The following is a 13391-nucleotide window of genomic DNA, read 5'->3' as shown; positions in this document are numbered from 1 at the left end:
GGGATGAGCGGGCGGCCTGCGTGGTTACGCAAGCTGCCTCCTCCGGCCGCTGACCGTTCATCCCGCCACCCGCACCGTCGTCGTCGTGCCCCAGATCGCCAGGGACAGGAAGAAGTCCAGCACGTTGATCAGCACGATCGCGGCGCGCACTGCGCGGCCCACGGCCACGCCGACGCCCGCGGGACCGCCGGTGGCGTTGTAGCCGTAGTAGCAGTGCACGAGGATGATCACGAACGCGAAGACCAGCACCTTCACGAACGAATAGAGCACGTCCTCGGGTGGCAGGAACAACGCGAAGTAGTGGTCGTAGGAGCCGCTCGACTGCCCGTTGAAGTAGATGCTGATCAACCGCGAGGCCAGGTAGGTGCCCAGCAGGCCGACCACGTACAGCGGGATCACGGCGAGGAAGCCCGCGATGGCGCGGGTGGTCACCAGGAACGGCACCGACGGCACCGCCATCACCTCGAGCGCGTCGATCTCCTCGGAGATCCGCATGGCGCCCAGCTGCGCGGTGAACCCACAGCCGACCGTCGCCGAAAGTGCCAGTGCCGCAACCAGGGGCGCGAGCTCACGGGTGTTGATGTACCCGGTGAGGAAGCCGGTGAGCACGCCCGAGCCCAGCGCGTCGAGCGCCTTGAAGCCCTGCAGGCCCACCACCACACCGACCGAGGCCGACATGAACACGATGACGCCGATGGTGCCGCCGATGACCGCCAGCGCGCCCGACCCGAAGGTCACCTCGGCCAGCAGCCGGGTGACCTCCTTGCGGAAGTGCACGATGGTCCGCGGGATGGCGCCGATCGCCCGCGAGTAGAACGACATCTGGTCGCCGGCCTTGTCGACCATGTTGACCGGAGCCATGAGCGCGGGCTTGACCCGGCGCGCCGACCGGGAGAAAACGGTGGAGCGCTGCGAAACGACCATTGTCACGCGCCCTTTGCGGGTACGACCTGAAGATAGATCAGGGTGAGGATGAGGTTCAGGAAGAAGAGCACGAGGAACGTGATGACCACCGACTGGTTCACCGCGTCGCCCACGCCCTTGGGTCCGCCCTTGGGATGTAAGCCCTTGTAGGCGGCGATGACGCCCGCCACCACACCGAAGATCAGTGCCTTGATCTCACCGATCACCAGGTCGGGGATTTGCGCGAGGGCGGAGAAGGACGCCAGGTACGCGCCCGGGGTGCCGCCCTGCAGCCCCACGTTGAAGAAGTAGCCGCCGCAGATGCCGACGACCGAGACCATGCCGTTGAGCAGGAAGGCGACCAGCATCATGCCCAGCACGCGCGGAACCACCAGGCGCTGAATGGGATCGATGCCGAGCACTTCCATGGCGTCGATCTCCTCGCGAATGGTGCGCGAGCCGAGATCGGCGGCTACGGCGGAGCCGGCGGCTCCGGCGATGATCAATGCGGTCACCACCGGTGCGGCCTGCTGGACCGTGGCCAGCACGCTGGTCGCGCCGGTGAAGTTCTCCGCCCCCAGCTGCTTGATGAGCGAGCCGGTCTGCAGGGCCACCACGGCGCCGAACGGGATTGCCACCAGTGCGGCGGGGAGGATCGAGACACTCGCGATGAACCACGATTGCTCGATGAACTCCCGCCACTGGAAAGGCCGGCGGAACGTCTTCCGGAACACGTCGAGAAAGAGTCCGAAAACATTGCCGGCCTGGGCAAGTCCCGACTCGACCGAGGTGCGCAGTCGCGTCGAGGAGGGGTTCACGGGCGGTATGTTACCCGTTAGTTAGGTTCTGTCGAACCGTGGAGTCGTAGCCACCCTGGTACGCGGGCATCACCTGCGTGTCGGCATCGCCGTTCTCGGCCATGGACTCCCGGATCGCCTCCTGCGCGGCGGGCGGCAGGGTGTGCATGATCTGGCGGACCCGCTCACGGCGACGGCCCACCGCGCCACGCACCGGCATGCCCGGCTGCGCCCGCATCTGCGGGATGATGCCCTCGATCTCCTCGGCGCCACCGGCGTGGTGACCCGAGTCGAACATGGCCTGCTCGCGGGCCATCTGGGCTTCGTCCTTCTCCTCCGACATACCGATGGGGCCCTGCATGCGGCCGTTGAGGAACTGCTTGACCACCGGCTCATCGGAGGTGAGCAGCACCTCGCGGGGGCCGAACATGACCAGGTTGCGGCGGAACAGCATGCCGATGTTGTCCGGCACCGTACGGGCCAGGTTGATGTTGTGCGTGACGATCAGGATCGTCGCGTCGATCTGCGCGTTGATGTCGATCAACAGCTGCGAGAGGTACGTGGTGCGAACGGGATCCAGACCGGAGTCCGGCTCGTCGACGAGGATGATCTGCGGGTCCAGCACCAGCGCGCGAGCCAGGCCGGCACGCTTGCGCATACCGCCGGAGATCTCGCCGGGCAGCTTGCCCTCGGCGCCGAGCAGACCGGTCAGCTCGAGCTTCTCCATGACGATCTTCTTGATCTCGGATTCGCTCTTCTTGGTGTGCTCGCGCAACGGGAATGCCGTGTTGTCGAACAGGTTCATCGATCCGAACAGCGCGCCGTCCTGGAAGAGGACGCCGAACAGCTTGCGGATCTCGTAGAGCTCCTTGTTCGAGCAGGTGGTGATGTCGGTGCCGTCGATGTAGATCGAGCCCTTCTCCGGACGGAGCAGACCGATCAACGACTTCAGGAAGACGGACTTACCGGTACCCGAAGGGCCGAGCAGAGCGCTTACTTCCCCCGACGGCAGCGTCAGCGAGACGTCCTGCCAAATACGCTGGGATCCGAACGACTTCGTGATGCCTTCGGTCCTGACCTCGACGCCCACGCCAACCTCCACTTTCTCCGACGAGCGCCCTACATGTGGGACGTTCCGCCACAAATTTCGCGCGGTGTGGCGCGTCACAGTAGGTCCGGTCACTGTATCGCATATATACCGTCTCGGACACCGGGACCTGACCGGTCGGTAGCAACATTCGCATTGCAGTACCGATCACGCGCCAATCACGGCAGCAGAATACGCGAAAAGGGCGGTCCCACAATGGGAACCACCCTTTTCACAATTACCGCGCCACCGGGGTTGTGACCCCGGTGAGACACACCGTCTTACTTGATGGTGATCTTGGCGCCGGCCTCTTCGAGCTTCGCCTTGGCAGCCTCGGCGGCGTCCTTGGCGACCTTCTCCAGGATCGGCTTCGGGGCGCCCTCGACCAGGTCCTTGGCTTCCTTCAGGCCCAGGCCGGAGACGATCTCACGCACGACCTTGATGACCTGGATCTTCTTGTCGCCGGCACCCTCGAGGATGACGTCGAACTCGTCCTGCTCCTCGGCGGCGTCGGCCGGAGCAGCGGCGCCACCGGCGACGGCGACGGCGACCGGAGCGGCAGCGGTGACCTCGAACTTGTCCTCGAACGCCTTCACGAACTCGGACAGCTCCAGCAGGGTCATGCCGGCGAAGGTCTCGAGCAGCTCATCAACGTTGGCCATTGATATTTCCTTTCGGTAGTTCCGTCACCGCACCACGGCGACGAATAGGTTTGGGGTAGTGACTTATTCGGCGTCGGCAGCAGCGTCGGCGGCCGGAGCGGCAGCGCCACCCTCGGCCTGCTTCTTCTCCTGCAGCGCGGCCATGAGGCGCGCGACCTGGTTGCCGGGGGCGGCGAACAGGCCGGCAGCCTTCGACAGGTTGCCCTTCATGGCACCGGCCAGCTTGGCCAGCAGCACCTCGCGCGACTCGAGGTCGGCGATGCGCTCGACCTCGGCCACGGACAGCGCAGCGCCGTCCATGTAGCCGCCCTTGATGATGAGCGCCTTGTTGTCCTTGGCGAACGCCTTCAGCGCCTTGGCGGCCTCGACCGGCTCGCCGGTGATGAAGGTGATAGCGGTCGGACCGACGAACAAGTCATCCAGGCCAGCCACGCCCGCCTCGGCGGCAGCGCGCTTGACCAGGGTGTTCTTGGCGACGGAGTAAGTAGCGTTCGCGCCGAGCGCACGACGCAGCTCGGTGATCTTGCTGACCGACAGACCGCGGTACTCCGTGACAACCGTCGCGGTGGACGCCTTGAACTGCTCGGTGATCTCCGCGACCGCGGTGACCTTCTCAGAATTCGCCATACTTCGCCTCCTCTCTGGATGGTCGGTTCTCGTATGAACTACCGAGTTCCGCCAACAGGGGCCGGCGACAAAGCTAACGCCCCGGTCGCAGAGCGAACCCGGGGCGCACAAGAAACGATCGCGATCTCTCGCGGGTTTCCCGACCTCGGTTCTCCCTGCGTGGGTCGCCGGCAATATCGCCGGACCTTCAGCCGCCTGACGGCAGCAACCAACGGTCTTCGGTAGAACGATGTGGGGTGATCACCGAAACTCCGGAGAGCATGTCGATGACCGTCGTCCAATATAGCGGACCAGCATCGATACGCCAAAACGGGGTGCGGAGAGCAGCGCAGGCCCGCTCGATCGCCGTGCGCTGCTACGCACTGCCGAAGTAGAGGTTGTCCAGCATCTTGCAGTGTTCGGAACGGTTGGGGTCCTGAGTGCCCTGGCCGGTGCCCGACCCCGAGCCGAGCGGGCAGCCCAGCGCGATCGCCGATCCGGCGTAGGGAAAGAAGAGCACGATCAAGGGCAGGGTGCCCAGCGGGCCGGACCCGTCGGCCAGCGAACCGCTGTCGGCGATGGCGGTCGGCGGTTCGAGGGGCTGGGCGGATGCGACGGGCGCCGCGATCGCGCCCGCCGCCACCGTGGCGGCGGTCAGGGCGAAAACGAGTCGGCGCATGTCAGCGCACCCCGCTCAGGGTGCTGCTGCCCGAGAAGAAGGCGTACATCAGCTGACATTGCGGTGTGGTGGAGCGAGGAGCGTCCCAGTATCCGCAGCCCAGCAGCTCGGCGGATCCCAGGAACGGAATCCCCACCAGCACCGCCCCTGGCAGCAGGTACAGCAGGGACCCGTCGCCCCAGTTCGTGGGGATGGCGGATCCGGAATCGGCGACCGGCGCGGGCACCAGCGTGACAGGCTCGGCAACGGCGGCTGGGGCGGCCAGCAGTCCGGCGAGGAGGGCGGATGCGGTGAGAGTCAAGGCGAGGCGGCGCATGTGCGCACCCTGTCATCGAATTTCCGGACGCGACAGACTGTAAAAATGGGGTATTTCAAAATGGCTGATCTCGGATAGTGTCGGCGCAACTGGTTCCAGGAGGAAGCAATGACCAGAACGGTCTCGAAAGTCCTTGCCGCCGTGGCGCTTTCCACCGCGATCGCGGGCCTCGCCGCGGCTCCGGCGAACGCCGATGTCACGTTGCCCCCGCGCACGACCGGATCGGCGGGCGTCGACGCCGGATCCGCACTGCTCCAGACCGGATCGGCCGCCATCGTCACCCCGATCGTGGGAACGCTCATCCGATCCCTGTGCACCATGAGCACCGGCGACCCGATCTGCGGCCTCCACGACCTGTGACGCTCGGGGCACCCCGCCAACACCAAGGGCCGGCACGATTTCTCGTGCCGGCCCTTGGGTGTTCTTGCGTCGCTACGCTACGCGGAAGGGACTCAGTCCTCTTCGGCGAAGTTGCGGGTGCGGTTCGGATCCACCGGGATGCCCGGTCCGGTGTTCGTCGAGAACGTCACCTTCTTGACGTAGCGGCCCTTCGCGGTGGAGGGCTTGACACGCAGGATCTCGTCGAGGGCGGCGCCGTAGTTCTCGGCCAGCTTCTTCTCGTCGAAGGAAGCCTTGCCGATCACGAAGTGCAGGTTGGCCTGCTTGTCGACGCGGAAGTTGATCTTACCGCCCTTGATGTCGTTGACAGCCTTGGTGACATCGGGGGTGACCGTGCCGGTCTTCGGGTTCGGCATCAGGCCACGCGGGCCCAGCACGCGAGCGATACGACCGACCTTGGCCATCTGGTCCGGGGTGGCGATCGCGGCGTCGAACTCCAGCCAGCCGCCCTGGATGCGCTCGATCAGGTCCTCGGCGCCCACGGCGTCGGCACCGGCGGCCTCGGCCTCGGCGGCCTTGTCACCGACGGCGAACACGATGACGCGGGCGGTCTTACCGGTGCCGTGCGGCAGGTTGACGGTGCCGCGGACCATCTGGTCGGCCTTACGCGGGTCGACACCCAGACGGACGGCAACCTCGACGGTCGCGTCGGTCTTGGTGGTGGCGGTCTCCTTCGCGAGCCGCGCGGCGGCCAGCGGAGCGTAGAGAGCAGCGCGGTCGACCTTGGCGGCCGCCTCGAGATAAGCCTTGCTTCGTTTTGCCATGTTGATCTGTCCTTGTCTAAGTCAGAAGTGGTGCGGGACAGGCGGTCCCTCCCACCGAGCCGGAAGGCTCTTACTCCGCGATGGTGATACCCATCGAGCGGGCAGTACCAGCGATGATCTTCGCCGCGGCGTCGATGTCGTTGGCGTTCAGGTCTTCCTGCTTGGTCTTGGCGATCTCACGGACCTGGTCCATGGTGATCTGCGCGACCTTGGTGCGGTGCGGCTCGGCGGAGCCCTTCTGCACACCGGCGGCCTTCAGCAGCAGACGCGCGGCGGGCGGCGTCTTCAGCTTGAAGTCGAACGTGCGGTCTTCGTAGACCGTGATCTCGACCGGGATGACGTTGCCACGCTGCGACTCGGTCGCCGCGTTGTACGCCTTGCAGAACTCCATGATGTTGACGCCGTGCTGACCCAGCGCCGGACCCACCGGCGGAGCCGGGTTGGCCTGGCCGGCCTGGATCTGGAGCTTGATGAGCCCAGCGACCTTCTTCTTCTTCGGGGGCATCTTTCTTCCTTGGTTAGGTTCCTTACGGATCACCCGTAAGCCTTTTCCGGGACTTGCGCCCAGGGCAGCTCGAGATCAGGCCCTAGGCACAACCCGGCAAGTCTACGTGAACGCGAAAAAGGCGGTGACACCGGGTGAAACCCGGGCCACCGCCTCCCTGCGACTAAATCTTGGCGACCTGCGTGAACGCCAGTTCGACCGGGGTCTCGCGGCCGAAGATCGAGACCAGCACCTTGAGCTTCTGCTGCTCGGCGTTGACCTCGGAGATGCTGGCCGGCAGGGTCGCGAACGGGCCGTCCATGACGGTCACCGACTCGCCGACCTCGAAGTCGACCTCGATGATCGGCTTCGCGACGGCGGTGTCGCCACCGGTCGTGGCGGCGGCAGCGGCGGCGGCCGGCGCGGCGGCCTTCTTCTGCTGCGCGGCCGGGACCAGGAACTTCACTACGTCCGGGATGGTCAGCGGCGAGGGACGCGAGGTGGCGCCGACGAAACCGGTGACACCGGGGGTGTTGCGCACCGCGCCCCACGACTCGTCGTTCAGCTCCATGCGGACCAGGATGTAGCCCGGCAGCACCTTGCGGTTGACGTTCTTCTTCTGGCCGTTCTTGATCTCGGTGACCTCTTCGGTCGGCACCTCGACCTGGAAGATGTAGTCCTCGAGACCGAGGTTCTGCACACGGGTCTCGAGATTGGTCTTCACCTTGTTCTCGTACCCGGCGTAGGAGTGCACGACGTACCAGTCACCGGGCGCGCGACGCAGCGCGGCGGTCATCTCGGCGACCGGGTCGGCGGGCTCGTCGGAGATCTCGGCCGCGGGCTGCGCGGGCTCGGCCTCTTCGGCGTCCGCCGCGAACTCGTCGGCGTCGGCGAAGCCCTCAGCGTCCTCGACGTCCGCGGTGGTCTCTTCGATCACCACGTCATCCACCGGGAATTCCTCGGTTGTGCCGTTCTCCGGGGTGCTCACTGGGGCACTCGCTTCCTTAGTCGTCACGTAATCCTCTGCGCGCCGGGGCAAGGCATAGCCCGGCGGATGTTCCCGCTCCCCGCCTCTGCCCGGGGGCCGGTCACCGGCCGCGACGGTCAGACGCGGTCACCGTGCCGCCTAGCCGAAGAGCCAGTTGACACCCTTGATGAACGCCACATCCAAACCGCTGATGTACGCGATGATGAAAATCACGAACACCAGGACAACGCTCGTATAGGTGACCATCTGCTTGCGGTTGGGCCAGATGACCTTGCGAAGTTCCGCGATGACTTCCTTGAGGAACTTCATCAGGCTCTTGAACGGATTGCCCGAACCGCTCTGCCCGGCCTTCTTGCCTTTGCCGGACTGCTTGGTGGCTGCCTTGGCCGAATCCGACGGTCGTTCGATCGTCGCGACGGCGCTGGACGACGCGGCGCGGGTGCGCCGGGCGGACCGCTTGCCGCTCGGACGAGCCACCGCGGCGGTGTCGTCGCCATCTTCGTGGCGAGTGTCCCGCTCGTCGCTCACGTCGATCCTCTCTAAGTCGGCATCCAGGGCAGGGGCGACAGGACTTGAACCTGCAACCTGCGGTTTTGGAGACCGCTGCTCTGCCAGTTGAGCTACGCCCCTTCGGCTGGACGGGGTTGCTTCCAGCCACTGTTCTTTTCAGTTGTACTACAGGGTCATTTCATACAACACGCGCCGCTCCTCGGAGCAGCGCGCATCGGCTGGTGACCCCAGATTTTCGAGTGTACGTTACCCCGACTGACGATCGCCAATCGGGGTGTCGCGGCCTACCCGGGTTTCCGGTCAGCCGAGCTGCACCGTCGCGGTGGCGCGACCGAAGATCTTGCGGCCCTCCGACTTCGCCACGATGGCGATCACCGCGGTGCGGGTCTCGGGGTCCACCGACTTCACCTTGCCGGTGTACTCGATCTCCGCGGGACGGTCGACCGGGACGTACACGGGGCTGGTGAAGCGGACGTTGTACTCCTTGACCGAACCCGGGTCGCCCAGCCACGAGGTGACGAAGCCGCCGCCCAGGCCCATGGTCAGCATGCCGTGCGCGACAACGTTTTCCAGGCCGACCAGCTTCACGACGTCGTCGCTCCAGTGGATCGGGTTGGCGTCGCCGGAGACGCCGGCGTAGTTCACCAGGTCGCCGCGGGTCAGCAGCACGGTGCGGGCGGGCAGCTCGTCACCGGCGGCGACATCCTCGAAGCGGCGGGTCTGCGCGCTGGCCACCACGGTGCTGGCCGGCAGCGCCGCCACGGACTGGTCGGGGGTGTCGACCTCGATGGGCTCGCCCGCGTCGGCGGCGTCCGGGCCGACCCCGTGCATGAGCACATTGCGCACGGCGTCACCGATATTGGGGTCGATGTCACCGCCGCTGCGGCCGATCAGGGTGGTGTAGGTGGTGAGCACCAGTTCGTCGTTCTGGGCCAGCACGTCGTTGCGGGTGACGATGATGTCGCCGCCGAAGGCCTGGCGGAACGAGTGCAGGTAGACGACGCAGGACAGCTGGTCCCCGGCCCTGATCGGACGGTGGAACTCCAGGATCTGGTCCGTCTGCATGATCTGGCTCAGGTCGTAGCCGGTGACGATCTGCTCGAAGAGCTTGCGCTGGGCCAGGATTCCGACCAGCGAGATGAAGGTGAGGGGGGCGACCAGGCCGTCGTGACCGTGCGCGGCGGCGGCGTCCTCGTCCCAGTGCACCGGGTGGTAATCCTGCACCGCGCGGGCGTACTCGCGCACCTTCTCGCGGCCGACCTCGTAGTAGTCCTCCACCCGATAGTGGTGGCCGACCATGGCGGCGGCGTGCGCGGCAGGGTCGAAGAGCTCGGATTCGACCATATCGGCCTCGATATCAATCTCAGTGTTGATCGTCACGGCAGGAAGTCCCTATCTGCTCCCAGGAAACGGGAACGGGCGAGAGCGCAGAACCACCGGTATATACGCCAAGTGCCGGACCGGGTCCCTTGTCCCTTTCTAAGAGACGAAGTGACTTACCGATCCGGCACTCTGTCCACGCGGTCGATTCGCGCGGGATTAAGTTAGCGAGACTCGCGATGCGCCCGGTGGGTACCGCAGTTCGGGCAGAACTTCTTCAGCTCGAGACGGTCCGGGTCGTTACGCCGATTCTTCTTGGTGATGTAGTTGCGGTGCTTGCACTGCTCGCAGGCCAAGGTGATCTTTGGCCGGATATCAGTGGACTTCGCGGCCACGATTGCCTTCTTTCCGGTCAGCCTGATTGGGATATCAGTATGTAGCGATGGCCGGACTTGAACCGGCGACACAACGATTATGAGTCGTTTGCTCTACCGACTGAGCTACACCGCCATCTGGTGTCGGTACTTGACGGCGGGGAGGTCCCGGGTCCTGCTAGGAGAAGCCGAGCCGTTCACCACCGGCAATCCGGCGAGCCCCCTAACGGAATCGAACCGTTGACCTTTTCCTTACCATGGAAACGCTCTGCCGACTGAGCTAAGGGGGCGTGTCTGTCTTGCTCCGGTCTGGACCGGGGCGCTGACGACTTGAACGAGATTACACACATCCCCGCACACTCTCCAAACCGGCTGGTCAGAGGATGTTTTGAACCACTCGAAGGTTCGCGGCCGTCACGATTCCGGACCGCGGCTCGATAGACCTCCGCCTTGGAGCGGGGAGCGAAGCGGAGGAGCGGAGGAGGGAAGAATCGGGACCAGGGGCCACGAACCCGCCGGAGCAGAGGCCACATGCAGAGAGCCCCGCAGACTCTTGTCTGCGGGGCTCTTGCAGTGGCGGATGAAGGATTTGAACCTCCGAAGCATTACGCGGCTGATTTACAGTCAGCTCCCTTTGGCCGCTCGGGCAATCCGCCGGGGTACGCCTTCCAGCGCTTCAGCAGAATACCCTGAACCCACGCCCGGAATGCAAACCGGCTGGATACAGCCATGCCGGAGCGGCTAGCGTCGGTGTTGGAACATCCCGAATATCCGGTCTCGGACAGGAGAAGAGTGTGGCGGATTCGTCGTTCGATGTGGTCAGCAAGATCGATCGCCAGGAGGTGGACAACGCCCTGAACCAGGCTGCCAAGGAGCTGAGCCAGCGCTACGACTTCCGCGGCACCGGGGCGAGCATCGAATGGTCGGGCGAGGAGAAGATCATCCTCAGCGCCGAGTCCGAGGACCGCGTGAAGGCGGCCCTGGACGTGTTCAAGGAGAAGCTGATCCGCCGCGACATCTCGCTCAAGGCGTTCGACGCGGGCGATCCGCAGGCCTCCGGCAAGGTGTACAAAATCACAGGCACCCTGGTCCAGGGCATCACCACGGAGAACGCGAAGAAGATCGCCAAGAAGATCCGTGACGAGGGCCCCAAGAGCGTGAAGGCGCAGATCCAGGGCGAGGAATTGCGCGTCAGCAGCAAGAGCCGCGACGACCTCCAGTCGGTCATCTCCCTTCTCAAGGGCAGCGACTTCGAGATCGCCCTGCAGTTCGTGAACTACCGCTAGGAGCGGTGGGACAGGTGGGGGCTTCGCCCCCACACCCCCGAAGAAGGGATCCCGGGGGCATGGCCCCCGTACCCCTCACTGGCGGGGGCCGCCCGCCAACTCCTCGAGGCGGGCGATGCGGTCCGCCATCGGGGGGTGGGTGGAGAACCAGCGGGCCATCTTGTCGCCGGCCCGGAAGGGGTTGGCGATCATCAGGTGGGACTGGGCGGTCAGCTGCGGTTCGGGGGGCAGCGGGGCGGCCTGGGTGCCGCGTTCCAGTTTGCGCAGGGCCGAGGCGAGCGCCAGGGGGTCGCCGGTGAGTTCCGCACCGTCCTGGTCGGCCTGGTATTCGCGGGAGCGGGAGACGGCCAGTTTGATGAGCGTGGCCGCGATCGGTCCCAGCAGTGAAACCAACAGCAGCGCAATGACATTCGGACCCTCGCCATTGCGGTTGCCGCCACCGAAGGCGCCCGCGAAGAAGGCCAGGTTGGCCAGGCCGGAGATGACCGAGGCGAGCGCGCCCGCGACCGACGAGATCAGGATGTCTCGGTTGTAGACGTGGGACAGCTCGTGCCCCAGCACCGCGCGCAGCTCCCGTTCGTCGAGGATCTGCAGGATGCCGGTGGTGCAGCAGACCGCGGCATTGCGCGGATTACGGCCGGTGGCAAAGGCATTGGGCGCGTTGGTGGGGCTGATGTACAGGCGCGGCATGGGCTGGCGGGCGGCCGTGGCCAATTCGCGCACGATGCGGTACATGGCGGGGGCTTCCAGCTCGGTGACCGGCTGCGCGTGCATCGCCTTCAACGCCAGCTTGTCGCTGTTGAAGTAGGCGTAGGCATTCATGCCCACCGCCAGCACGATCGACAGGATCAGGATCGTGGGGCTGCGGAAGAGCGCTCCCACGAACACGATCAGCGCCGACATCCCGACCAAGAGTCCGAACGTCTTCAACCCGTTCGCATACCCGTGACTGTGCAATTCTTGCCCTCCGCTTCGCTCCGGGCGGGTTCGCGGCCCTGGAGGTCTCGTTCTTCCCTCCCTCCGCTCGGTCCTGAACGAGACGGGCCGCGAACCACCAAGTGGCGCCCATACGGGTCGTTACACCTGGTCAACGATACGGGCCGGGAACAGGTTCCCCCGGGAGCGTCAGCCGACCCGTTCGATGGTGTAGCGGACCAGCTGCTCGAGCGCGTCGTTGGCCGGGCCGCCGGGCAGGGCCGAGAGTTCGGCGTGGGCGATGTCGGCGTAGCCGTGCAGCTTCTCCTTGGCCAGCACCAGGCCGCGCGAACGCGACAGCAGGTAGAGGGCCTCCTCCACGTCGGCGTCGGTCTGCGGCGGGGTGGCCAGCAGCTTGCGCAGACGGTCACCTTCGGCGCCCTCGTCGCGCAGCGCGTAGAGGACGGGCAGGGTGTGCACGCCCTCGCGCAGGTCGGTGCCGGGGGTCTTGCCGGACTGCTCGGACGCCGAGGAGATGTCGATGATGTCGTCGGCGATCTGGAAGGCGGTGCCCACGGCGTCGCCGAGGCGGGCCAGGCGTTCCACGTGGTCCAGGCTCGCGCCGGAGAAGGTGCCGCCGAAGCGTCCGGCGGCGGCGATCAGCGAGCCGGTCTTCTCCCACACCACGCGCAGGTAGTGCTCGACCGGGTCCTGGGACTGCCGGGCGCCGATGGTCTCCCGCATCTGGCCGGTGACCAGCTCGGCGAAGGTCTCGGCGATGATCCGGACCGCGTCCGGGCCGAGGGTCGAGACCAGGCGGGAGGCGTGCGCGAACAGGTAGTCGCCCGCGAGGATGGCGACGGAGTTGCCCCAGCGGGAGTTCACGCTGGGGGCGCCGCGGCGCATGGAGGCCTCGTCCATGACGTCGTCGTGGTACAGGGTGGCCAGGTGCACCAGTTCCACCACGGTGCCCGCGACGACCAGGTCGGGGCTGGTGGGATTGGGGCCGAGCTGGCCGGTGAGGATGGTGAACAGCGGGCGGAAGCGCTTGCCGCCGGCCTTGGCCAGGTGCAGCGCCGCTTCCTGCAGGAATTCCTCGCCGTCGGACAGCTCGGTGATGAGCAGGTCCTCGACCTCGATCAGGCCCTTGCGCACTGTGGCGGCGAGCTCGGGATCGCCAAGATCCACCCCCGCGACCACGGTGCTCTCATCGCTCACAGCTGATGCGCTCATTTCTTCTCCCAGTGCCGCGTCCGACCCCACGCCAAAGAACCTAGCGTGTGCGTCGATCACCCCCTATG

Annotated in this window: 17 protein-coding genes and 4 tRNA genes; 2 read left to right on the top strand and 19 right to left on the bottom strand. The window is 65.9% G+C overall.

The features are described 5' to 3' along the window. Positions 1–57 precede the first annotated feature (57 nt). The 7 genes from ACFRAQ_RS01015 to ACFRAQ_RS00985 form a co-directional block, all read right to left on the bottom strand. Complete coding sequence (locus ACFRAQ_RS01015; protein WP_379095702.1) at positions 58–846, bottom strand: ABC transporter permease; 789 nt, start codon at positions 844–846, stop codon at positions 58–60. A gap of 80 nt (positions 847–926) precedes the next feature. Then, complete coding sequence (locus tag ACFRAQ_RS01010) at positions 927–1721, bottom strand: ABC transporter permease (protein WP_357091085.1); 795 nt, start codon at positions 1719–1721, stop codon at positions 927–929. 10 nt (positions 1722–1731) lie between these two features. Then, on the bottom strand, positions 1732–2790 hold the full coding sequence (locus ACFRAQ_RS01005) for an ABC transporter ATP-binding protein (RefSeq protein ID WP_379092341.1): 1059 nt from the start codon (positions 2788–2790) through the stop codon (positions 1732–1734). 278 nt (positions 2791–3068) lie between these two features. Further along, positions 3069–3449 (bottom strand): 50S ribosomal protein L7/L12, encoded by a 381-nt coding sequence (gene rplL / locus ACFRAQ_RS01000; protein WP_379092338.1) that lies wholly within the window; start codon positions 3447–3449, stop codon positions 3069–3071. 63 nt (positions 3450–3512) lie between these two features. Then, positions 3513–4076 (bottom strand): 50S ribosomal protein L10, encoded by a 564-nt coding sequence (gene rplJ / locus ACFRAQ_RS00995; protein WP_357091081.1) that lies wholly within the window; start codon positions 4074–4076, stop codon positions 3513–3515. Between the two features lie 355 nt (positions 4077–4431). Then, positions 4432–4734 carry a hypothetical protein gene (locus ACFRAQ_RS00990; RefSeq protein ID WP_379092334.1) on the bottom strand — a complete coding sequence of 101 codons (303 nt, stop codon included), beginning with the start codon at positions 4732–4734 and terminating at the stop codon, positions 4432–4434. A 1-nt stretch (position 4735) separates the two neighbouring features. Next, positions 4736–5050: a hypothetical protein gene (locus ACFRAQ_RS00985; RefSeq protein WP_379092331.1), complete on the bottom strand. Its 315-nt coding sequence runs from the start codon at positions 5048–5050 to the stop codon at positions 4736–4738. 108 nt (positions 5051–5158) lie between these two features. On the opposite strand from ACFRAQ_RS00985, the gene ACFRAQ_RS00980 reads away from it, so the two are divergent. After that, positions 5159–5410, top strand: a complete 252-nt coding sequence (locus ACFRAQ_RS00980) for a hypothetical protein (protein WP_379092328.1) — start codon at positions 5159–5161, stop codon at positions 5408–5410. A gap of 92 nt (positions 5411–5502) precedes the next feature. Here the strand turns inward: ACFRAQ_RS00980 and rplA are convergent, their stop codons facing one another. From rplA to ACFRAQ_RS00930, 10 genes are all read right to left on the bottom strand, one after another. Continuing rightward, positions 5503–6213 carry a 50S ribosomal protein L1 gene (gene rplA, locus ACFRAQ_RS00975; protein WP_357091073.1) on the bottom strand — a complete coding sequence of 237 codons (711 nt, stop codon included), beginning with the start codon at positions 6211–6213 and terminating at the stop codon, positions 5503–5505. A gap of 70 nt (positions 6214–6283) precedes the next feature. Then, positions 6284–6718 (bottom strand): 50S ribosomal protein L11, encoded by a 435-nt coding sequence (gene rplK, locus ACFRAQ_RS00970; protein ID WP_357091071.1) that lies wholly within the window; start codon positions 6716–6718, stop codon positions 6284–6286. A gap of 163 nt (positions 6719–6881) precedes the next feature. After that, positions 6882–7685: a transcription termination/antitermination protein NusG gene (gene nusG, locus ACFRAQ_RS00965; RefSeq protein ID WP_357281784.1), complete on the bottom strand. Its 804-nt coding sequence runs from the start codon at positions 7683–7685 to the stop codon at positions 6882–6884. 138 nt (positions 7686–7823) lie between these two features. Next, a complete protein-coding gene (gene secE, locus ACFRAQ_RS00960) occupies positions 7824–8213 on the bottom strand; it encodes a preprotein translocase subunit SecE (RefSeq protein ID WP_379092323.1) in 390 nt (129 codons plus the stop codon). Positions 8214–8242: 29 nt separating this feature from the next. Continuing rightward, positions 8243–8315 (bottom strand) — tRNA-Trp (locus ACFRAQ_RS00955). Positions 8316–8495: 180 nt separating this feature from the next. Next, a complete protein-coding gene (locus ACFRAQ_RS00950; protein WP_379095700.1) occupies positions 8496–9539 on the bottom strand; it encodes a fused (3R)-hydroxyacyl-ACP dehydratase subunits HadA/HadB in 1044 nt (347 codons plus the stop codon). Between the two features lie 200 nt (positions 9540–9739). Beyond that, entirely contained in the window at positions 9740–9910 is a 171-nt protein-coding gene (gene rpmG, locus ACFRAQ_RS00945) for a 50S ribosomal protein L33 (RefSeq protein WP_029925945.1), read from the bottom strand. A gap of 42 nt (positions 9911–9952) precedes the next feature. Further along, positions 9953–10025 (bottom strand) — tRNA-Met (locus ACFRAQ_RS00940). An 81-nt stretch (positions 10026–10106) separates the two neighbouring features. Further along, positions 10107–10179: transfer RNA gene (locus tag ACFRAQ_RS00935), tRNA-Thr, on the bottom strand. A 284-nt stretch (positions 10180–10463) separates the two neighbouring features. Next, positions 10464–10545 (bottom strand) — tRNA-Tyr (locus tag ACFRAQ_RS00930). Positions 10546–10683: 138 nt separating this feature from the next. On the opposite strand from ACFRAQ_RS00930, the gene ACFRAQ_RS00925 reads away from it, so the two are divergent. Continuing rightward, positions 10684–11175 (top strand): YajQ family cyclic di-GMP-binding protein, encoded by a 492-nt coding sequence (locus ACFRAQ_RS00925; RefSeq protein WP_357281786.1) that lies wholly within the window; start codon positions 10684–10686, stop codon positions 11173–11175. A gap of 75 nt (positions 11176–11250) precedes the next feature. Here ACFRAQ_RS00925 and htpX read toward each other — a convergent pair whose 3' ends face one another. After that, complete coding sequence (htpX, locus tag ACFRAQ_RS00920) at positions 11251–12132, bottom strand: zinc metalloprotease HtpX (RefSeq protein WP_379092320.1); 882 nt, start codon at positions 12130–12132, stop codon at positions 11251–11253. 168 nt (positions 12133–12300) lie between these two features. Next, the gene (locus ACFRAQ_RS00915) at positions 12301–13323 is read right to left on the bottom strand and encodes a polyprenyl synthetase family protein (protein ID WP_357281789.1); all 1023 of its coding nucleotides are present in this window, start codon (positions 13321–13323) and stop codon (positions 12301–12303) included. Positions 13324–13391: the final 68 nt, after the last annotated feature.

This window comes from Nocardia sp. NPDC056611, from assembly GCF_042792755.1.
Classification (GTDB): Bacteria; Actinomycetota; Actinomycetes; order Mycobacteriales; family Mycobacteriaceae; genus Nocardia.
The sequence above is the reverse complement of the archived record's forward strand: the minus strand, read 5'-3'. Positions and strand labels throughout refer to the sequence as shown.